General features: G+C 49.5%; 15 protein-coding genes. 11 read left to right on the forward strand and 4 right to left on the reverse strand.

Features of this window, described 5'->3' with window-relative positions:
- Positions 1-86: 86 nt before the first annotated feature.
- The 3 genes from C9I99_RS13370 to wecA all read right to left on the reverse strand — a co-directional run bounded on the left by C9I99_RS13370 (position 87) and on the right by wecA (position 2,972).
- Complete coding sequence (locus tag C9I99_RS13370; protein ID WP_107349396.1) at positions 87-1,124, reverse strand: alpha/beta hydrolase; 1,038 nt, start codon at positions 1,122-1,124, stop codon at positions 87-89.
- A 420-nt stretch (positions 1,125-1,544) separates the two neighbouring features.
- Positions 1,545-1,715 (reverse strand): hypothetical protein, encoded by a 171-nt coding sequence (locus tag C9I99_RS27215; RefSeq protein ID WP_166645439.1) that lies wholly within the window; start codon positions 1,713-1,715, stop codon positions 1,545-1,547.
- A gap of 156 nt (positions 1,716-1,871) precedes the next feature.
- On the reverse strand, positions 1,872-2,972 hold the full coding sequence (gene wecA / locus C9I99_RS13375) for a UDP-N-acetylglucosamine--undecaprenyl-phosphate N-acetylglucosaminephosphotransferase (protein WP_107349397.1): 1,101 nt from the start codon (positions 2,970-2,972) through the stop codon (positions 1,872-1,874).
- 363 nt (positions 2,973-3,335) lie between these two features.
- Here wecA and C9I99_RS13380 point away from each other — a divergent pair, with 363 nt between their 5' ends.
- From C9I99_RS13380 to C9I99_RS13395, 4 genes are all read left to right on the forward strand, one after another.
- Complete coding sequence (locus C9I99_RS13380) at positions 3,336-4,724, forward strand: MBL fold metallo-hydrolase RNA specificity domain-containing protein (protein WP_107349398.1); 1,389 nt, start codon at positions 3,336-3,338, stop codon at positions 4,722-4,724.
- 161 nt (positions 4,725-4,885) lie between these two features.
- Positions 4,886-6,052: a nucleotide sugar dehydrogenase gene (locus C9I99_RS13385; protein ID WP_107349399.1), complete on the forward strand. Its 1,167-nt coding sequence runs from the start codon at positions 4,886-4,888 to the stop codon at positions 6,050-6,052.
- Positions 6,049-6,453 (forward strand): four helix bundle protein, encoded by a 405-nt coding sequence (locus tag C9I99_RS13390; protein WP_338069664.1) that lies wholly within the window; start codon positions 6,049-6,051, stop codon positions 6,451-6,453. Before C9I99_RS13385 ends, C9I99_RS13390 begins: the two co-directional genes overlap by 4 nt.
- A gap of 152 nt (positions 6,454-6,605) precedes the next feature.
- Positions 6,606-6,911: a hypothetical protein gene (locus tag C9I99_RS13395; protein WP_243734535.1), complete on the forward strand. Its 306-nt coding sequence runs from the start codon at positions 6,606-6,608 to the stop codon at positions 6,909-6,911.
- Positions 6,912-6,991: 80 nt separating this feature from the next.
- Here the strand turns inward: C9I99_RS13395 and mnmC are convergent, their stop codons facing one another.
- On the reverse strand, positions 6,992-9,076 hold the full coding sequence (mnmC, locus tag C9I99_RS13400; RefSeq protein ID WP_107349401.1) for a bifunctional tRNA (5-methylaminomethyl-2-thiouridine)(34)-methyltransferase MnmC2/FAD-dependent 5-carboxymethylaminomethyl-2-thiouridine(34) oxidoreductase MnmC1: 2,085 nt from the start codon (positions 9,074-9,076) through the stop codon (positions 6,992-6,994).
- 223 nt (positions 9,077-9,299) lie between these two features.
- Between mnmC and fabB the strand changes: the two genes are divergently transcribed.
- From fabB to folC, 7 genes are all read left to right on the forward strand, one after another.
- A complete protein-coding gene (gene fabB, locus C9I99_RS13405) occupies positions 9,300-10,511 on the forward strand; it encodes a beta-ketoacyl-ACP synthase I (RefSeq protein WP_107349402.1) in 1,212 nt (403 codons plus the stop codon).
- 500 nt (positions 10,512-11,011) lie between these two features.
- Entirely contained in the window at positions 11,012-12,184 is a 1,173-nt protein-coding gene (locus C9I99_RS13415; protein ID WP_107349404.1) for a 4-phosphoerythronate dehydrogenase, read from the forward strand.
- Positions 12,181-13,194 carry an aspartate-semialdehyde dehydrogenase gene (locus C9I99_RS13420; RefSeq protein ID WP_107349405.1) on the forward strand — a complete coding sequence of 338 codons (1,014 nt, stop codon included), beginning with the start codon at positions 12,181-12,183 and terminating at the stop codon, positions 13,192-13,194. Before C9I99_RS13415 ends, C9I99_RS13420 begins: the two co-directional genes overlap by 4 nt.
- A 348-nt stretch (positions 13,195-13,542) precedes the next feature.
- On the forward strand, positions 13,543-17,316 hold the full coding sequence (locus C9I99_RS13425) for a FimV/HubP family polar landmark protein (RefSeq protein ID WP_243734533.1): 3,774 nt from the start codon (positions 13,543-13,545) through the stop codon (positions 17,314-17,316).
- A gap of 226 nt (positions 17,317-17,542) precedes the next feature.
- The gene (gene truA / locus C9I99_RS13435; protein ID WP_107349407.1) at positions 17,543-18,328 is read left to right on the forward strand and encodes a tRNA pseudouridine(38-40) synthase TruA; all 786 of its coding nucleotides are present in this window, start codon (positions 17,543-17,545) and stop codon (positions 18,326-18,328) included.
- 179 nt (positions 18,329-18,507) lie between these two features.
- Positions 18,508-19,440, forward strand: coding sequence for an acetyl-CoA carboxylase, carboxyltransferase subunit beta (gene accD, locus C9I99_RS13440; RefSeq protein ID WP_107349408.1), 933 nt, complete (start codon positions 18,508-18,510; stop codon positions 19,438-19,440).
- Positions 19,441-19,596: 156 nt separating this feature from the next.
- On the forward strand, positions 19,597-20,871 hold the full coding sequence (folC, locus tag C9I99_RS13445; RefSeq protein ID WP_107349409.1) for a bifunctional tetrahydrofolate synthase/dihydrofolate synthase: 1,275 nt from the start codon (positions 19,597-19,599) through the stop codon (positions 20,869-20,871).

A 20,871-nucleotide genomic window follows, 5' to 3' on the forward strand; every position in this document is an offset into this window, starting at 1 on the left:
AAGAGCGTCATTGGCCTTGGGCTTACTTCCTTGAAAGGCCGCTCCGACATTAAATAGCAGTTGTATGGTTTGTCTCCTTCACGTTACTAGCGTTTTCCACCTCGTAAAGTAGATAGGCGACTAGGTTGAGTGTCATCATATTTGCCTTCAAGGAAATCTCGAAGGTAGTGGTAATTCAGCAGGTGCCCTGTTCCTTTCTTTTCAAAAACGTTCCCTTTAGTTTTATAGTTCTCATGCAGTACACCTAGTCTTGCGACAAAGTCCCCATCGTTGGCAAAATGCTCGGTAAAAGGGAGTTGGTAACCTGGTGGGCCTTTCTGGTTACCAAATGAAGGGTACTCGTCATGGGCAGAGGCAAATGTATAGACCTCAAGGTGATTGAGTAATGAGTCCTTGTTATGCTCCAGAATGAGTTGGCCTATGACATTAGAGAGAATGATCCCACCTTGGGAGTGACCAATAACGACAATTTTATGGTGATGATTGGTGTCGGTATTTTTATCGTTGGTATGGACTTTCAGCTGCTGTAATTCATCCCAAATAAGGTTCTTAGCGGTTCTTGCAATATTGGTATATTTGTCAAAATCACGTCCGATAATGGCTTCAAATACATCAGGGATCATGCCATTGGTTGGGTTGTGCAGCGGAGTAATAGGACGGCCGAAGACTTTGTAAAGCATGCGGGCATTTTCTTTTGCCATATCTTTGCTGGTACAAATCCCATTGATGAAAAACCACTTTTCGTTGGGGGTTGGGCTCATTGGCGATGGTAGGATAGTTAAGCGTTCAATCTCTTTTTGAATCATGAACGGTGACAGGTCAAAAGCGGCTTTCAATAGGGTGATGAGATAACTTGCGGTGTTAGGGTAGTTCTTACGGTTTAACTCACTGTCTTCACCGTAAAAAGGCTCAATAGGGTTGTCGCCTAAGGCTTTGGGTAGGGTGTGTATTTCTTTAAGGCCTTTGGAAACTGTTTTTAAGAACCCGCAGACTTTTGAGCTATCCAGGGTATCAATGAGGTTATCTTTGCTTGTATCAATCTTACCAATAGCTTTCCACCAACAATAGGTGGCCATTTTGCTGGCCAAACCCGTCGACTTCCTTTCCTGAGTAATGGCTTCCATTGCTGATCTCCTCTCGATAATGAGTCCCTATTTTGTTAGGCGTCTTTGTTCATATTGAGAGGATTAGAGTATCGCAATAATGTGCATGAAAAATGAACGAATATCGCTTTTAGAGCAAGTTGCAGGTTTATGGCTGAAGAGGCTATGCTCTGTCACAGATGCGTTTTCATAGCTGGTTTTGTTATGCTATCGGCGTGCTAACACGAAAATTAAGCCAATTTTTTGCTGATTTTTGTTGATATTCTTCAACACCAAAACTCAGATTTCTATACACCAGCAGACAAAAAGCGTTTGTCTCATTGAGCGCTAAAAATGTCTCAATGAGATTTGGCTTTTATTTAAGTTTTTGATTTTAAATGGATGTCAGAGGTGTGTTGCGAGGTATCTGATAGCAAAGGCTATTTGCACAAGCTTTATATTTCAAACACCGTTCTTCCTATCTTCCCGACGAATGGCCTTCGCTTCTCGGTCAAAGGTTTCCAGTTCATCCATAAACAAACTGGCTTTCAGTAATACCGAAAAAAGCAAATCTGTTACATTGCTAGAAAGCACCGATGGACGGTGAGGAGTCTTCGCTGGCTGATGAATCATGGTGCCTCCTTATATACTCTTATAACATATTGCTTTTTAAGGTGTTATTAAAAGTATAGAAGTATTCAGCCAGTTAGCCAGCCACCTGGTGTCTTTTTGTTGCAAAGTTGTGATATGTGGACGCGAAGCCTATCACAGTTTGCGATTGAATTTTGTTTACCGTTGTTCGCCATCGGAAACCGTGGGGGTTTCTTTGTTTAAAGGCAGCAACGTACTGACCTTTCTGATAAACGTGGTAACACGCCAGATGTGGCAGATTGCCGCATAATAACCGGCAAACATCAGTACAAAACTGAAGAACATGACGCTCTCGCTGATATGACTTAGTTCGCCAACAATACCGATAGCAGCAAAGAAAACCGCGACAGTACAAATGGTCAGCAAGGTCATTTTTGAGCTCAGCCCGATCCGCTGGCAGATATGGTGCAGGTGTTCACGGTCTGGCTTGAAGGGGGATTGGCCTTTCCTGACTCGACGGATCATGATGGCGGCCATATCCATTAAGGGTAGGGCGATTAGCCATAGCGCAGTCACTGGGCGGAAACTGCTTACTTCCGATTGGCTACCTGACAGTAATAGCCAAACCACTGTGAAGCCGATAAACATGCTACCCGCATCACCCATGAAAATTTTCAGTTTTGTCCCAAAGGGAAAACCAAGGTTGAGAAGGATGTATGGCAGCGTGGCGATGACTATCAATAGGCTGAGTTGGTAGAGGTCACTCTGACCGCTTAAGCTAAACAAGTAGGCCATTGAGGAAAAGGTGATTACCGATAAGCCACCTAATAAGCCATCTATTCCATCAACCATATTAAACGCATTTATCGCGCCGGCAACGGCGAGGAAGGTCACAATGATGGCCAACGTGTTGGTGAAAGTAATGTCTCCCCAACTCAAGATGTTGCCCAAGGTGGACAGCTGGATGTCGCCCAAGCGAAACATCATAAGGGTGATGATGAGCTGAATGATTAGCCGCGCTTTGACACTGATATCGAATTTGTCATCAAGTGTACCAGTGGCAATGAGGATGGCAGCAAACAGTAAATAAAGCGCGGTGTTGCCCCCGATACTGGGTGTTAAGAGTGAAAATAGGGCAACGGTAAAAAAGATAGCTAATCCGCCGACGAGCGGAACACTGCCTCTGTGGTGCTTTCTTTCTGATGGCAAGTCAACCAGCGCAATGGCAATGGCGAACTTTCTTAGTGCAATCAGACAAAAGAATGACACTAATAGAATAGCGGCCAGTCTGCTGTCCATAAATAACCCCTATCAAAAATTGACAACTCACGAATAGTATACCTGTGGCATATGTCATTAAAGTTAAACCTTGTAATGTTTGGAGAATTTGAACCCTGCTCACAGATTTCAGGGGGGGGAAACGCAATGCTTACATTTTATTTTAGTCACTTTTTTGACACTTTCCATGGGGGAATTTATCCATGATAGTGCTGTTCTGGATGTTCTAGCCGTGAAACTCTTTGATGTGACGTAAGCAAAAATGTAGTTGTGCTAACTATTAATTGTTTTTTTTGTGAGATGTGCCGAGCATGTTTTTTTTCTCTATGTTGTTGGAAGCGTATTAGGAGAAGATCGCGCCACTGAATTTTTGAGGGCAAGCTTATGCAAATTATCCATCACGGCGCCTATGAGGGGGTTACTGGCTCTTGTCATGAATTGCAGTGGGGGGGAAATGGCATATTGATTGACTGTGGCCTGTTTCAGGGCAGTGAAGCCCCTCGTTCATTGAATATTGATTTTCCCGTGGGTCATATTCAGGCTTTGGTGCTGACCCATTGCCATATCGACCATATAGGCCGTATTCCTTGGTTATTGGCTGCGGGGTTCCGTGGGCCGATCTATGCGACAGAGGCAACTGCAGCGTTACTTCCGTTAATGCTTGATGATGGCTTGAAAATACAGCTCAACCTTAATAAAGCACAGCGCAGTCAGTTTCTTCAGCTATGTAAAAGCTTACTGAGGCCTGTTCCGTTTGATTGCCAAGCGCCAGTGATATTGCCTAATGGTGATCGGCTCGTGATCTATTTTCGTCAAGCGGGGCATATCTTGGGATCGGCTTATGTCGAAGTGGTGCTGCCTGATAGCCAAGTGGTGGTGTTTTCCGGTGATCTGGGCCCTTCCAATACCCCATTGCTGGTGGATCCTGTCTCTCCCGTGCGTGCCGATGTTCTGGTATTGGAGAGTACTTATGGCAACCGTCAGCACCAGAGGCATACAGAAAGAAGTGAAAACCTTAAACAAATCATCGATCAATCATTGCTCGATGGCGGGGCAATACTGATCCCTGCTTTTAGTGTTGGCCGCACCCAAGAGTTGCTGTTTGATATCGAAAGTTTGATTGCCGAGACATTTTCACCCAGCTTGCAGGCTGACTCGGATCGTAGCCGGTGGCGGGAGCTGCCGATTATTCTTGACTCGCCCTTGGCTGACGATGTCACCAAACAGTACGAGATGTTTTACCGTTTGTGGGAGAAAGAGGCCATTGCGCGGAAAAATATCGGACGTCATCCGTTGTCATTCGATCAATGCATTACAGTGGATTCTCACCAGCAGCACCAGTCTATCGTAAATCGCCTGTCGTCGACGAAAGAGCCTGCTGTTGTTGTCGCTGCCAGTGGTATGTGCAGCGGCGGGCGTATTGTGAATTACCTTGAAGCGCTGTTGCCTGAGCCCTGCACGGATGTGGTTATGGTCGGGTATCAGGCCAAGGGGACTTTGGGCTATGCGCTTTCTCGTGGACAGAAAAGGGTTGAAATAAACGGCAAGACTATCGATGTTAAGGCCAAAATACACAATCTTTCTGGGTATTCTGCCCATGCCGATCAATCAGACCTGGTGAAATTTGTTGCGAATATCGAGCAAGGCCCTAAAAAGATCCATCTTGTCCATGGTGATTATCGAGCTCAACATGAATTGGCTCAAGTTCTACAGTCTCGACATCCAGATTGCGACATTGTGATTGCTGCTGACCAAAAAACATCCACGACTTGATGCTGCACATCATCGCGTCCCTTAAATAAAGCCATCACTATGCTCTATTATGTTACTGATGTACTATCGTTACTCATTAAGTATACAAATCAGTAAGTAGATAGCGATATCAGCTTAAGAGCTTGTATTGCGATTTATGCTTATATTATTGAGGTTGAGTAATGAAGATTACGGTTGCGGGCACAGGGTATGTAGGCCTGTCAAACGCGGTGCTTTTGGCACAGCATAATGAAGTCGTGGCGCTAGATATCATCCAAGAGAAAGTGGATTTGATAAATAAGTCCGTCTCTCCGATTGAAGATAAAGAAATTTCCCAGTATTTGGCTGAGAAAACGCTTAACCTGAAAGCGACGACTGATAAATTATTGGCTTATCAAAATTCAGATTTTGTTATTATTGCGACACCAACAGATTACGACCCGCAGACCAACTACTTTAATACTTCTTCGGTTGAAGCTGTGATCAAAGATGTGATGGCTATTAACCCTGATACGGTAATGGTTATTAAATCGACGGTACCTGTGGGATATACCCAGAGTATTAAAGAAACGCTCGGCTGTGACAATGTGCTGTTCTCGCCGGAATTTTTGCGCGAAGGCCGAGCGCTGTTTGATAACCTTCATCCATCACGCATTATTGTTGGCGAAAAGTCTGGGCGGGCAGAAGTGTTTGCCAACTTGCTGGTACAAGGTGCAGTGAAAGAAGACATTTCTGTGCTTTATACTGATTCTACCGAAGCCGAAGCGGTAAAACTGTTCTCGAATACTTATCTCGCCATGCGTGTGGCCTACTTCAATGAGTTGGATTCTTACGCTGAAGCCCATGGTTTAGATAGCCGTCAGATAATCGAAGGTGTTGGCTTAGACCCACGTATCGGTAATCACTATAACAACCCGTCGTTTGGTTACGGTGGCTACTGCTTGCCAAAAGATACCAAGCAGCTATTGGCTAATTACCAAAAAGTGCCTAACAATATTATTGGCGCGATTGTCGATGCGAACCGCACTCGTAAAGACTTTATTGCCGATTCAATCATTGCCAAGAGACCACAGGTTGTTGGCGTTTACCGCCTGATCATGAAAGCGGGCTCTGATAACTTCCGGGCGTCTTCTATCCAGGGCATCATGAAACGCATCAAGGCCAAAGGGATCCAGGTTGTTGTCTATGAGCCGGTCTTGCAAGACGATGAATTCTTCCAGTCTAAAGTGATGACAGATCTTGAAGCGTTCAAGCAACTCTCTGATGTCATTGTCTCTAACCGCATGGCCGAAGAGTTGGCCGATGTCGCGGATAAGGTCTATACCCGCGATCTGTTTGGGGCGGATTGATAAAAGCAGGCTATATTGGCTATTGGCAAGAAGGAACCTTTGATTCAAGGATGAATTATAAAAAGCTGAAAGTATGGAAGGACAGTTATCAGCAGGCGCTGGATGTGTATAAGGCAATTGATAGCTGTAAGGACTACAGCTTGAAAGATCAAATCCGCCGCAGCTGCATATCTGTCCCGTCTAATATTGCTGAAGGGGATGAGCGGTTTAGTGATAAAGAGGCGGTACGTTTCTTCTTTATCGCTAAAGGTTCAAATGGTGAGTTGGTAACACAGTTAATGTTGGCAAGAGACTTGTCATACTTGAGGCCATCCACGGCTAATTCATTAATTCAAAGGGCTGGTCATATTTCAGCTCAGCTAGGTGCTTTGATTAGACATAGGCAAAAAACCTATTCATAATCGCCCATCGCCCATCGCCCATCGCCCATCGCCCATCGCCCATCGCCTATTTCTCATTCTCAAGACTCTTCTCAAGACATACTTCGTCTTTTCTATCTCCATCTATACTTATAAGCATATCAATAACTATATGTTGCGCTTTGGGGATAGTCATGATGAAGTTTTCACTGGCGGCAATTTTTATATCGGGCTTTATAAGCTGGTCTGCGTTTGCAGCAGACAATGTTTCAACCAGCACTCAGGCCAGTGCAAGCCAGCAGCAGGCAAAGGCTTCGGTAGAAGCTGCTAGCCAAGAAACTGGTAAGGCTGCGGGTATCGACACCGCTTTTGCCGCCTCGGCGGGTGGCATTACCGCAACGGTTTTGGCGGTGGGTGCTGCAGCGGTTGTGATTGGTGTTGCATTGTCCGATTCAGGCGGTGGGGATGACCCAGCACCACCAGTCACACAAGCTCAATAGAGGGTCTGGCTAGAGGCGAAAGGCCATGGGCGGTTTTCTCCAATAGCCAATAGCCAATAGCCAATAGCCAATAGCCAGAATTAAACCTTCTTCCCTTTCACCAATTTTCTCACCCACATCCGCCCCGGATGCAGTGCTTCCAATACCGAGTTCGGCAGCGGTAGCGGGTCGCCAGCAATTTGCGAAGCCAGCAGTTCACCCAGCAGCGGGGCAGAGCTGAGGCCGCGTGATCCCAAGCCAATCATCGCATACAGGTTGTGGTAAACCGGTACGTCTTCTGCACTATTCTGTTGGTCTTTCAAGTCAGCATATTGGCTTAGCAGGCTGTCATATTGGCAAACATCACCCACGAACGGTAGATGATCACGGCTGGCACACCGTACGCCAACGCGAGCTTGTTCACCCGACATATCAATGTCTTGCGGCCAGTTGGCTTCTGGCAGGCAGTCAACCAAGCGCTGCTTGTTCTCCGTATGCTCTTCAGGGCTGAAGGTTAAGTCGGTACTGCCCCGGCGGTAACTGGCGCCGATACAGTGGCTCTCACCGGTAGCATTGACCGGAGTGAGGTAACCATCGTAGCAAAGCACGGTTTTCAGCGGGTTCAGTGTCGGATTGGTTGGAATGTGGCTCACCTGACCGCGCACGGAGTAGGCCGGAATGTCCTGAGTCTGTGGGAACTCGGCAAAGCGATGGCCGTTTGCCACAATCACCGTGTTATGCAGGTAACGTTGGCCGTGTTGGTCGGTCAGCAGCCAGCGTTGCTCACCTTGCTGACTGTTTTGGTCATCGTCCTGTTGGGTGAGCTGCTGGATGTCGGTTTGAGTTTTGAGTTCAAGCAAACCCATCTCTTGTGCCTGTTCAATTAAGGCGCGGGTGAGTTGCTGCGGGCATAGCCAGCCACCAAGCGGATAGTTGACGCTACTATGGCCGGATACAAGGCCGGTTATTTGCTCGGTTTGTTCGACATCAAGCTGGCGGATAAGCGCTTCAGGAAAGCCGCCGGTCAGCATTTTACCCAGCTTGCTGGTGGCATTGTCATCCCAGGCCAGTTGGGTCACACCACACCAGTCATGGGCGAACTCTTTGTGCTTGGCAGCTTGCTCGACAAACTGGCGAGCATAGAGAAAAGCGGGGGCAAAAAAGCGCGATAGGGCATCGTTTGAACCGTTGAGCAATGGGTACACCGCACCTTGGCGGTTACCCGATGCGCCTTCGGCTGGTAGTGCATCGGCACAATACAGGGTGGTTTTAATTCCACGCCGTGCCAGTGCTATTGCCGTTGTCGCCGAGCCAACACCGCCACCGATAATGGCGACCTCAGTTGCCTGTTCGGTTTTGTTGTGAGCAGATTTTCGACAGTACCAAGGTTTGACATTACTGCCGTATTTGCGCTCAGTCACGCTGCCGGCCAACATATCTCGCTTGGTGCCAAAACCTTTGACTTTCTTCATGTCAAAACCGGCCTCAATGAGGCCGCGGCGAACAAAACCTGCCGCCGTAAACGTTGCAGTAGAACAGCCGACACGGGCCAGTTTGGCCATCCCGTTGAACAGATCTTGGTTCCACATTTCTGGGTTTTTGCTCGGGGCAAAGCCGTCGAGGAACCAGGCATCGACGATACCGTCATTGTTTGTCCATACTTGTGGCATACAGTCTTTGATATCGCCGAACCACAGGTCAAGGGTGATCATGCCATCTTCCAACACGATACGGTGGCAATCGGCCACGGCTGGAGGGTAATGGGCATGGAGTTGGCTTGCTAAGTCAGCCAGCTCGGGCCACGATTGGTGGGCCTTGATCAGATCGTCCTTGGTCACCGGGAATTTTTCAAAGCTGATGAAATGCAGCTCTTTGGTGGAGGCATCCGGATTTGCTTGACGAAATGCTTTGAACCACTGCCAGACGGCAAGGAAGTTGAGGCCGGTTCCGAATCCTGTTTCAGCAACCACAAAGCGGCGGCGGTCGAAAGATTCCCAACGCGAAGGCAAGCCGTTTTGGTGCAGGAACACATAGCGTGTTTCTTCTAACCCGTTGGCATTGGAGAAGTACACATCGTCAAAGTCATTAGAAACAGGCGTGCCTGATTCATTCCAGTCCAAGACGGCATTTTCGATTTTTGCCGAGGTTTTTTCGTTCAGGGACGGTTTATTGGTATCAGGCGACATTTGAGCTTTATCAGACAAGGGGGGAAGCCTCATAGTTGGTGTAACGGGTGATATTGTTGGTGTAACGGGTGATATTGCCGTGGATTGTACCTGATCAACAGGAAAGCTGACCACTTTTGACAGATAAACCCGCTATTATCGTCACCGTTATACCCAAGTTACCTCTGGTTGTTGATTGTTTCGACGGAGGTTATTTGGGTATAAATGACAGTAGGAATTCATCATGAAACGAGCCGTAATTACAGGCATGGGTATTGTGTCCAGCATTGGTAACAACGTTAAAGAAGTGCTGGAGTCATTGAAAACGGGTAAATCCGGTATCAACTTCTCTGAACAATTTGCAGAAATGAAGCTGCGTAGCAATGTTTGGGGCGATTTGAAAATGACCCCTTCAGAGCATATCGATCGTAAGAAGATGCGTTTCATGGGCGATGCTGCCGCTTTTGCTTATCTTTCAATGGAACAAGCAATTGAAGACTCAGGCCTGACAGACGATCAGGTATCAAATGACCGTACTGGCCTTGTGGCGGGTTCGGGTGGTGCGTCTTCTTACAACCAGGTAGCGGCCGTCGATATTTTGCGCGAGAAGGGCGTGAAGCGTGTGGGTCCGTACATGGTACCGCGTACGATGTCTTCAACAGTGTCTGCGTGTTTGGCAACGCCGTTTAAAATCCGTGGTGTGAACTACACTATGAGCTCTGCGTGTGCAACGTCGGCTCACTGTATTGGCCATGCGCTTGAACTGATCCAGCTTGGCAAGCAAGATGTCGTCTTTGCCGGCGGCGGTGAAGAGCTAGATTGGTCATTGACCATGATGTTCGATGCCATGGGCGCACTATCGACCAAGTACAACGACGACCCATCAAAGGCATCACGTACTTATGATGCAGACCGTGACGGCTTCGTTATCTCTGGTGGTGGCGGTATGCTGGTTGTCGAAGAGCTGGAGCATGCATTGGCTCGTGGCGCGAAAATCTACGGCGAGATCGTTGGTTACGGCGCGACGTCTGATGGTTATGACATGGTAGCTCCGTCAGGCGAAGGCGCAGTGCGCTGTATGAAGATGGCGATGCAAGATGTAGACAGCATTGACTACATCAATACCCACGGTACATCAACGCCGGTCGGTGATGTGAAAGAGCTAGGTGCTATCCAAGAATTGTTCGGTGATAACAGCCCGGCGATTTCTGCCACCAAGGCGATGACCGGTCACGCACTGGGTGCGGCGGGTGTGCACGAGGCGATTTACTCAACGTTGATGCTAAATAACGGCTTTATCGCCCCAAGCATCAATATTGATAACTTGGACGAAGCAGCAGATGGGCTTGATATCGTGACCGAAACACGCGAGCAAGAACTGAAGACTGTCATGTCCAACAGCTTTGGTTTCGGTGGTACTAACGCCACATTGGTTATCAAGAAATACGAAGCGTAACCGACTTTTGTCATTTTCCAGGGGTGGCACTGACTAAGATATTCAGCTAGAAGACCTTTTTGCGGAGACTCCTTTAGCTGTTACGATCTTGAGTCAGTGCCTAAAAAACAGACGCGACATTGGCTGTGTGAATAGTATTTTCTTTTGCGGGAGCTGTCTATGATCCCAGTCGGTGTTTTATTTCCTGGACGTTCGCCCAGCAGAATTTCTGCTGGGCTTTTTTATGCATGGGGCTAGAGGCAAAGAGCTTGGCTATTGGCCAAAGGTCAGATGCTAGAGCATAGTTGGAGCGAAACTTGATGTAGAAGATGGCAGGGGCTAATTATTGAATTGCCTGTTGCCTGTTGCCTATTGCCTATTGCCTATTGCCTGTTGCCTGTTGCCTGTTGCCTGTTGCCTGTTGCCTGTTGCCTATTGCCTATTGCCCATTGCCCATTGCCCATCACCTCCCAATCTAATACATTTCTCTAAACAGAACCGCTTTATAAGGAAACCGACCCATGAAAATCCTCATTGACGAGAACATGCCTTATGCCGAGGCGCTATTTAGCCAGTTGGGTGAAGTGATCAGCAAGCCGGGCAGAACGATGACCGCTGAGGATTTGGTGGATATTGATGCGCTGATGATCCGCTCGGTAACCAAGGTTAATAAAGCCTTGCTGACCAAGGCCAATAAACTGAAGTTTGTCGGTACGGCAACGGCCGGTCAGGATCATGTTGATGACGCAACATTGGCGGCCAAGGGCATTGCTTTTACCGCTGCTCCGGGATGTAACAAGGTGGGGGTGGCTGAATATGTATTGAGCAGCTTGATGGTACTCGGCCAGCAGCAGGGCTTTTCGATTTTCGATAAGAAGGTAGGGATTATCGGGGCTGGCAATGTCGGTAGCTACCTTGCCCAATGTTTGGATGCGCTGGGTATCCCGTACCTGCTTAATGATCCGCTCAAACAGCAGCAGGGCGATAGCCGCACTTTTCATTCGCTGGAAGAGATCCGCTCGCAATGTGATGTGATCACCTTGCATACCCCGATCACCCGCGATGGCGAGTACCCGACGCATCACCTTGTAGACGGCAGTTTCCTCGCGGATTTACAGCCAGGTGCAATACTGATCAATGCCGCCCGTGGTCCGGTTGCTGATAACCAAGCACTTAAATGTGCCTTGCAGCAAAGCCAATCCGGTGAGGGCAAAAAACTCACCGCTGTGCTGGATGTCTTCGAACACGAACCGCAGGTTGATCTCGAGCTACTGCCACTATTGGCTTTTGCGACCCCGCATGTCGCCGGCTATGGCTTGGAAGGTAAGGCGCGTGGCACGACCATGGTCTTCAACAGTTACTGCCAGTTCCTTGGCTTGGATCAGCAGGTCACTGCAGCCAGTTTGTTACCGATCGCCCCGGTACCACAGTTGAGTTTGAGCCGAGAGTGGGATGAGCCAACCCTATTCAGTCTGACCCAGCTTGTCTACGATGTGCGCCGTGATGATGGGGTGTTCCGTCGCGAAATGAGCCAAACTGCAGAAGGTAGCCCGGAAATGGCGAGCGCTTTTGACCGGATGCGTAAAAATTACTGGGATCGCCGCGAATATAGCGCGATTACAGTAGCGGGCGAGGCCCATTTTGGGGTAGAGTCGCTGGCTAAATTAGGTTTTACAGTAGAGGAAAGGCCATGAGCCAGGAATTTGATATTGCAGTACTCGGTGCGACCGGCGCTGTCGGCGAAGCCATTGTAGAAGTTCTTGAGGAACGCAATTTTCCTGTTCGCAATCTCTATTTACTTGCTTCTGAGCGTAGTGCAGGCAAAACCTTGCGCTTTAAAGGTAAATCTGTACGTGTCACCAATGTGGAAGAGTTCGACTGGAGCCAAGTCCAGCTCGCTATCTTCTCTGCCGGTGCCGAGGCATCTGAGCGCTGGGCACCAGCCGCTGCCGACTACGGTGTGGTTGTTATCGACAACACGTCCCGCTTCCGCTACGACTACGATGTACCGTTGGTGATCCCTGAGGTAAACCCGCATGCGATTGCGGAGTACCGTAACCGCAACATTATCGCCAACCCGAATTGCTCGACCATTCAGATGCTGGTGGCGTTGAAGCCGATCCACGAAGCCTACGGTATCGAGCGTATTAATGTGGCGACATACCAGTCGGTATCGGGCACCGGTAAAAAAGGTGTTGATGAGCTTGCTGGCCAAACGGCCAAGCTGCTAAACGGCCTGCCAGCGGAAACTAACGTTTACGACAAGCAGATTGCCTTTAACTGCTTGCCGCATATCGACGAGTTCATGGATAACGGCTACACCAAAGAAGAAATGAAAATGGTGTGGGAAACCCAGAAGATCTTGGGTGATGACAATATTCGCGTTAACCCGACCTGTGTTCGCGTCCCAGTGTTCTATGGTCATGCCGAAGCCGTCCACGTTGAAACTTGCCAGCCGGTGAATGTCGAAGAAGCGATTAGCTTGCTGGAAAATGCCGAAGGTATTGAAGTCTTCCACGGTAATGACTACCCGACCCAGGTGAGTGATGCGACCGGTAAAGATCATGTAATGGTTGCCCGTGTCCGTGAAGACATCAGTCATCCTTGTGGCCTGAACATGTGGGTCGTTGCCGATAATGTCCGTAAAGGCGCGGCGACCAACAGCGTCCAGATTGCAGAAAAGCTGATTGAAGAGTACCTGTAACAGAGCCTAAGGCTAGAGACTAGCCAACTCGAAGAGGACTATACAGCGCCCTGTTTTTATAAACAGGGCGCTGTTGTATTTTCAACGAGGAGCCTTACCTATCATCAAGTATATTTCTTCAGAAACAAGCACCTTGACGTTAGTTGGGTATACAATCATTTAAGTCGCTTCATAATAATGCGATTTTGCTCCCGTCGTGATGATTAGGTGGCGAAGTCACGCTAAAGATTATTGTGAATAGGCCGAAATTAAATAATCTTGTATTATGCTGTCGTGAATATGCATTTTATATTCATGCCGTGTGCTATGCATTCGTAGCTATTTTCCTTCCAAAGAGGATGACAGGCAGTGTCTGATCTTTCGACGATGATAAAACGTTATTTCCTGCCGGTAATATTTTCCACCGCTGTGATTTATTCTCCCGTTCATGCGAACACTGTTCGTATTACTGGGCCCACTCAAGGTATACAGCCTACCGCTTCTTCATTGCCGGCTAACACAGGAGCGTCGGGACCGTCGTCTGCCAATGCTTTGCGCTACGGCCCTACGACCAATGCCGAGACGCTGTGGTCTATTGCGACTCGCTACCGGCCGAACAATCAAGTTTCTATCTATCAGGTTATCGGCGCTATCTTCCGCCAGAATCCACAGGCATTTGAAAACAGTAATATTCACGGCTTGGTCCCTGGCAGCATGTTGGCTATCCCGACTGAAGCGCAAATGCGCCGGGAAAGTATCGATGTGGTTAAGCAGCGTTTGGAAGCCGATAAGCGTTCCCCGTCGCAGAGCCAGCCTCGCACTGCTGCCGCGCCATCTCCGGTCACGCCGAAGCCACAATCGGCTGCGGTACCGCAGCCTGCACCCGTTGCTCAAGCACCGAAACCTCAGGTGAAAGCGGCTGCGAGCGCTGCACCTAAAACCGTGCCGACAGTGGTCGCGCAGGTACAGCAAAAACCGGAGCCCGTCGTTGAAACGTCGGTTAAGGCTCGAGAGTCAGTGCCTAAAGCGACACTGATCCCGCCCAAGCCATCAGCGCTGCAAGTCCAGCTCGATGCCTCTGACGAGCAGATGACCAAATTGCTTGAGAGTAATCATTTGCTGCGTGTGCGCCTTGCCGAGATGCAGCATGAAGTGTCGGCATTGAAACAGCAGGTGAGTGACGATGACGTGTTGCGCGAGCAGATCAAAGGCTTTATCGACCAACAGCGTGCGCTACAAACACAAGTTGCCGAGCCGCAGCCGAGCTTGTTCGACCGTATGATTTCCAACCCATTGATGCTGATTGCAATGGCGTTGATCCCTGGCAGCTTGATTGCCGGTTTGTTGGCTTACTTCCTGCTTGGTCGCAAGCGTGAAGCTGAAGGTGAGGTGAAATCACTGGATGCGCCGCAAAGCCAAGATGAAGCCGCAATGATGCCTCCGCCGCCACCCATGCCGGCTGATGACGAAGATGTACCGAGCCTGACACTGGGTGACGATGAAGAGCTCGATGACTTGTTCGGTGATGATGATTCCCCGTTCGATGATCCTGAAAGCAGCTTGTTTGGCCCTGACTCCTCTTTGTCGTCAAACGAAGACAGCAGTAGCTTTGATATCGCCGGTGATCTTGGCGGTAATCTGGGGGCGAGTAGCATTTCGGTCAATAGTGACGATGAGGCTATTGGTCTGGAAGATATGGAGCGGGCGCTTGATGAAATGGACAAGAAGCCTGAGCTAAGCGCGGATGAAGAATTGGCCGCGATGTGGGAGCAGTCATTGCAGGCCGATGAGGACGACGAAGATAGCTTTGACCTATCTTATGACGGTGATGAGCTTGATTTGGGCGCACCGGCAGAACCGTCGGCCGACGAAGAGCAGATTGTCGATCAGGCCATGCTGGACGAGTTGTTCTCTTCTACGGTCGTTGATGAGGCGCAAGAGCCAGACGCGCAGCCTGAGCAGATGACCAACCAAGATGAGCTGGACGCCTTATTCGATAGCGTTGGTGATGACTTTGATGGTGATAGCGATGACATCAATACCGCGTTGGCCGATCAGACCACCTCTGATCAGGCCGCGGTTGATCAGGCTCTAGCCGATATCGAAATGATGGCCTCGCCAGCAATGGATAATGATTTCTCATCAATGCTGGATGACGCTGTCGACAGTGTCGCGGATGTCCCGGCTAGCGATCCGACAGCGCTTCTCGATGAACTGCTTGATGATGAAGATGACCTCACTTCCGACATTGAATTGGAAGAGGACAGTACAGCATTGCTTGATGAGTTGCTCGATGAGCCGGAAACGGACAGCTTGTTGGTCAACCATGATATTGAGATAGATGAAAACAGCACCGAGTTGTTGGACGAGCTGTTAGGCGATACGGATGATACCGATGAACTTGACGAGACCGGGCTCGATGACGCAGGGCTGAGTGACGCAGTAGAAGCGCCATTGGTGCTCGATGATATCAGCATCGAAGCGGACAGTACTGAGCTGCTTGATGATATTTTAGAGCAACATACCGCGGCTGACGAACCGGTTGAAGCGAAGGCGGTAGAGAGACAGCCACAGCCTGCTTTCGAGCCTGAAGCAGAACTCGTTCCAGAACCAAAACCAGAGCCGTTACCAGAAATTGATGAGATTGAGCAGCTTCTTGCATCGGCCGATACCGGTATGTTGGATGCTGAAGAGCTGGATGACAGGGTTGAAATTGAAGCCATCGGCCAAACGGTTGAACAATTGCTTGAGAGCCTGGAGAATGACACAGGCGAGCAACATAATCAGGCGTCAGCGCATCAGGAACTGAGCCCTCAGCAGGCTGAGCAAGCAGAAGACGGCAACGATGAGTTCCCGATCTTTGATGAGGAAACGCTGCTGGCCGAACTGGATGAGGAGCTTGCCCAGGAAATCATTGAAGAGCCAGCGGTCCAAGAGTTCGATAAGGCACCGCTGACCCTTGATGACCTGCCTGAGTTCGACGAAGAGGCGGCATTTAACGATCCGGACCTAGAACCGGTTCTTGAACAAGAGCAGGTGCTGAGCGAAGACGATGAGCAGGCCATGCTTGATAATATCGTTCGCCAGTTACAGCAGGCCGCTGAAGCCGTAGAGAAACCTCAAGCCAATGAAGAGCCACTGGTGGCTGCGGCGGCAGAGCAACACGTTCAGCCAGAACATGTGCCAGCTAGCCCATACTCGCTCCATGGTCACCCGGATATTGAGTTCGAAACACTCGACCCGGCAAGCTTACCTGAATTCAATGAGGACGAAGCCTTGCAGGCTTCATTCGATGAGCAGCATGAGCTCGAACAATACGAGGTAGAGCAGGGGTTTAGACCGCAACCGCCAGCGTCACAAGCCGCTGAGTTAAAAGACGCTGTAGCACCAGACGCGGTAACCCAGGTTACTCCCCCCCATGTTCCCGCTGCGCAACTGAGCGATGAGTTTGTCGACTCGGCAGGGCTGGACATGGATGCGCTGCTAAACGATCCCGAGCTGCAGGCAGACTGGGAACGTGCGCAGCTGGTGGGTCGCTCGGAAGATCTGGCCGGTAGCGGCGCTGCAGACGAAGACTTGTCGGCAGAAGAGAATGAAATTTGGTCGGCGAGTAGCCCTGAACCCGAACTGGAAGGTGAGGACTGGGGTGATCAACCAGAGATGAATATCGAAGACGTACCGGCCTTCGACGAAGATGATCTCATGGTTGATGACGGTGCTGACTCAGAAATGTTAATTGAGGATAAGATAAACGAGCTTCAGTCTGCGATGGAAGAAGCAGCCAGTGAATTGGTGGTTGAGCCTCAGGTCACAGAGCCTGCTCATCACCAACCATCGGAAGCGTCTTATATCAGTATTGATGAGCTGATGAAGGATCTTGACGGTGAGGAGTTCGATAGTGATTTGGATGAAGCACCGCTGAACCTTGATGTTGGTTTGGATGAGTTCCCCGATGTGCTGGCCGATATTGGCAGCTTGGATATCGACAGCCAAGGTGAGTTTGCCAGTAAGCTCGATTTGGCTAAAGCGTACCTTGAGATGAACGATAGCGAAGGTGCTCGCGGGTTACTCGAAGAAGTCGCCCGAGGCGATGATGTTGAGCTACAGCAAGAGGCAAAAACGCTGTTGGCGAAGTTGAGGTAAAACGTGGCGATAGGCTAAAGCGGCCATAGGCTAGTGGAAGAGCGAAGAGAAGAAACAAGAGCTTGACATGGTCAGGCTCTTGCAAAAAATTTGCATCGCCCATCGCCCATCGCCCATCGCCCATCGCCCATCGCCCATCGCCCATCGCCCATCGCCCATCGTTTTGTTATAATCCTCCCCTTAATTTGAAAATCGGCCTTTGGCCGCCAGCAAGACGAAGAATATTATGCGAATAGCTTTAGGTATTGAGTACGACGGTGCGAAATACTACGGTTGGCAACGCCAGCGTGACGTAGACAGTGTCCAAGAGCGCTTGGAAAAGGCCCTGAGCAAGATTGCCAATAAGCCAATTGAGGTGCAGTGTGCGGGACGGACTGATGCTGGGGTTCACGGTACCGGTCAGGTGGTTCACTTCGATGTTGACGTTGACCGAAAAATGGCAGCGTGGAGCATGGGGGTGAATGCCCACTTACCTAAAGATATTGCGGTTCGCTGGGCCAAGGTGGTGGATGACGAGTTCCATGCCCGTTTTACGGCGACGGCACGTCGTTACCGCTATATTATTTATAACCATGCTTTCCGTCCTGCTATTTTAGCCAAGGGTGTGAGCCATTATCATGGCGAACTGGATGAAAAGGCGATGCACGAAGCGGGTCAGTACTTGTTGGGTGAGAATGACTTCACATCCTTCCGTGCTGTGTATTGTCAATCTCGTAGCCCATGGCGTAACCTAATGCATTTGAACGTGTCGCGTCAGGGTAACTTTGTGATCATTGATATCAAGGCTAATGCCTTTGTTCATCATATGGTTCGCAATATTACGGGAAGCCTGATTAAAGTCGGCCGTGGCGAAGAAAAGCCGGAATGGATCCAGTGGTTGCTGGCCCAGAAAAATCGTACCTTGGCAGGAGCAACGGCAAAAGCGGAAGGTTTGTACTTGGTGGACGTTGACTATCCTCAAGAGCATGACTTGCCGAAAGTACCTGTTGGGCCGCTGTTTTTGCCAGATTAATCTGGTCAGGTAATGGTCAGATTTGTCTCGGGCTAACTTGTAGTACCAGTTTTTTATCTACAGTTAGACGAGTTTGTGCTTTAATTCGACCTCGGTAAATTAACGAATATGTAATTCTCTGCTGCAAAGACTTGTGCTAAGACCCTATTGGCAGGGAAATAATAGATAAAAGGTCATTCATGAGCTGGCTGGAAAAGATCCTTACTAAAAGCAATATTGTTTCTTCTCGCAAAGCGTCTATTCCTGAAGGGGTGTGGACCAAATGTACTTCTTGCGAACAAGTGCTTTATCACGCCGATCTAGAACGTAACTTGGAAGTTTGCCCTAAATGTGACCATCACATGCGCATGAAAGCGCGTCGTCGCTTGGACACCTTCCTCGATGAAGAAGGGCAGGTTGAAATTGCCGCTGATCTTGAGCCAAAAGACAAGCTTAAGTTCCGTGACTCCAAGAAATATAAAGACCGCCTGTCTTCTGCTCAGAAAGCGAGCGGCGAGAAAGATGCGTTGATCGTGAAGAAAGGAACCTTGCTAGGTCAGCCATTGGTTGCCTGTGCATTTGAATTCTCTTTCATGGGCGGCTCTATGGGCTCTGTCGTGGGTGCCAAGTTCGTTCACGCGGTTGACGAGGCGATTGCCAATAACTGTGCCTTGGTCTGTTTCTCTGCCAGTGGTGGTGCCCGTATGCAAGAAGCACTGATGTCGCTGATGCAGATGGCGAAGACCAGTGCTGCGCTTGAGCGCCTGTCTGATAAGGGCTTGCCTTTTATCTCGGTACTGACTGACCCGACCATGGGTGGGGTATCGGCAAGTTTGGCGATGCTAGGTGATATCAACATCGGTGAGCCAAAAGCGCTGATTGGTTTTGCGGGCCAGCGAGTGATCGAACAAACTGTGCGTGAGAAGCTACCTGAAGGCTTCCAGCGTAGTGAGTTCCTGCTTGAACACGGTGCTATCGATATGATTGTTGACCGCCGTGAAATGCGCCAGCGTATCGGCGGCATTGTGGCTAAGCTGACTCAGGCTGAATCGCCAATGGTGGTGCCTGTCGAGCAGCCGACCAAAGTGGCTGACGAGAAGGCCGAAGAGCAGAACGAGCAAACCGAAGACTAAGCGGTTTCGCTTGACGTTATTGACAAAAAACGGGGCTTAGGCCCCGTTTTGTTTTTGTGTAGGCCCCTTACTATCAATAATCAATACATTGCAGTTTGGTCTGGCCGCGTTCAGTGGTAAATTAGGGCTCATATTGTTACAGCGAAATGAAATATGATGTCCGGATTGACAGTACCTCAAGCAAACTCTCCTTTGGCCTCATGGCTGACTTACCTTGAACAACTTCATACTAGCGCCATTGACCTTGGCCTTGACCGAGCACAGGCGGTCGCTCAGAGAGCCGAGCTAATCAAGCCTGCTCCTTGTGTGATCACCGTCGCTGGGACCAATGGTAAGGGGTCGACCTGTGCCATGATGGAAGCGATCCTGCTCAAAGCCGGCTACCGTGTTGGGGTATATAGCTCCCCTCATCTTGTTCGTTATAACGAGCGGGTTCGAATCAACGGTGTTGAGTTGCCAGACAGTGCCCACAGCGAAGCTTTTGCTGCGATTGAACAACAGCGTGGTGAAACCAGCTTGAGTCTGTTTGAGTTTGGCACCTTGGCTGCGTTGCAGTTATTCAAGTCTCGCCAGGTTGATGTCGTTTTATTGGAAGTAGGACTTGGCGGTCGTTTGGATGCAACGAACATTGTTGACCATGATGTGTCGGTGATCACCAGCCTGGCAGTTGACCATGTCGACTGGTTGGGGGATGACATTAATGTGATCGGTTACGAAAAGGCCGGTATTTTCCGCAGCGGCAAGCCGGCGGTATGTGGCCAACCAAATCCACCGGCCACCGTACCTGCCCACGCCGATGATATCGATGCCAAGCTTTTTCAGGTCGGTTACCAATTTGAGTACAGTGTCGAAGCGGATCATTGGAACTGGCAAAGTGGTGCCTTTACCCTAGAGAAGCTGCCGCTTCCATCGCTACCATTGCCTAATGCGGCAACCGCATTGATGGCACTGGCAGTTGCAGAGCTCAACATTACCGATGAAAACGTGATTGAGGGATTGGCAGAGGCGACGTTACCGGGGCGGATGCAAACAGTATCAGAGCAGCCGTTGGTGATCATGGATGTGGCCCACAATCCGCATTCGGCACAGTATTTTGCCACTCAGCTACAGGGCATTAAAAACAAGCTCGGTAAGAAGCAATTGCATGCCGTGGTGGCGATGCTCCACGACAAAGATATAGCTGCTACCATTGCTGAGATGACGGACGTGGTTGATTGTTGGTATCCCGCCTCGCTGACAGGCCCAAGAGCGGCGACCGCCGAAGAGATCCGCACTCATCTACCCTCGGGAACCGATACATATCAAACCCCTGAAGCGGCTTATGACAAAGCGCTGACACAGGCTCAGGCTGACGATATGGTAATTGTATTTGGCTCCTTTTACACTGTAGGTCAGATAACCAGTCACATTGAAGTAAAGAACCAGGAGTAA

It is taken from the genome of Photobacterium lutimaris, assembly GCF_003025555.1.
In the GTDB taxonomy this organism is placed as follows: Bacteria; Pseudomonadota; Gammaproteobacteria; order Enterobacterales; family Vibrionaceae; genus Photobacterium; species Photobacterium lutimaris.

Bases quoted from the DNA above. Each gene is read 5' to 3' on its own strand.
- mnmC (WP_107349401.1), bottom strand. From the start codon at position 9,076: ATGTCGCCTGATACCAATAAACCGTCCCTGAACGAAAAAACCTCGGCA.
- truA (WP_107349407.1), top strand. From the start codon at position 17,543: ATGCGAATAGCTTTAGGTATTGAGTACGACGGTGCGAAATACTACGGT.
- accD (WP_107349408.1), top strand. From the start codon at position 18,508: ATGAGCTGGCTGGAAAAGATCCTTACTAAAAGCAATATTGTTTCTTCT.
- wecA (WP_107349397.1), bottom strand. From the start codon at position 2,972: ATGGACAGCAGACTGGCCGCTATTCTATTAGTGTCATTCTTTTGTCTG.
- C9I99_RS13370 (WP_107349396.1), bottom strand. From the start codon at position 1,124: ATGGAAGCCATTACTCAGGAAAGGAAGTCGACGGGTTTGGCCAGCAAA.
- fabB (WP_107349402.1), top strand. From the start codon at position 9,300: ATGAAACGAGCCGTAATTACAGGCATGGGTATTGTGTCCAGCATTGGT.
- C9I99_RS13415 (WP_107349404.1), top strand. From the start codon at position 11,012: ATGAAAATCCTCATTGACGAGAACATGCCTTATGCCGAGGCGCTATTT.
- C9I99_RS13385 (WP_107349399.1), top strand. From the start codon at position 4,886: ATGAAGATTACGGTTGCGGGCACAGGGTATGTAGGCCTGTCAAACGCG.
- C9I99_RS27215 (WP_166645439.1), bottom strand. From the start codon at position 1,715: ATGATTCATCAGCCAGCGAAGACTCCTCACCGTCCATCGGTGCTTTCT.
- C9I99_RS13395 (WP_243734535.1), top strand. From the start codon at position 6,606: ATGATGAAGTTTTCACTGGCGGCAATTTTTATATCGGGCTTTATAAGC.
- C9I99_RS13380 (WP_107349398.1), top strand. From the start codon at position 3,336: ATGCAAATTATCCATCACGGCGCCTATGAGGGGGTTACTGGCTCTTGT.
- folC (WP_107349409.1), top strand. From the start codon at position 19,597: ATGTCCGGATTGACAGTACCTCAAGCAAACTCTCCTTTGGCCTCATGG.
- C9I99_RS13420 (WP_107349405.1), top strand. From the start codon at position 12,181: ATGAGCCAGGAATTTGATATTGCAGTACTCGGTGCGACCGGCGCTGTC.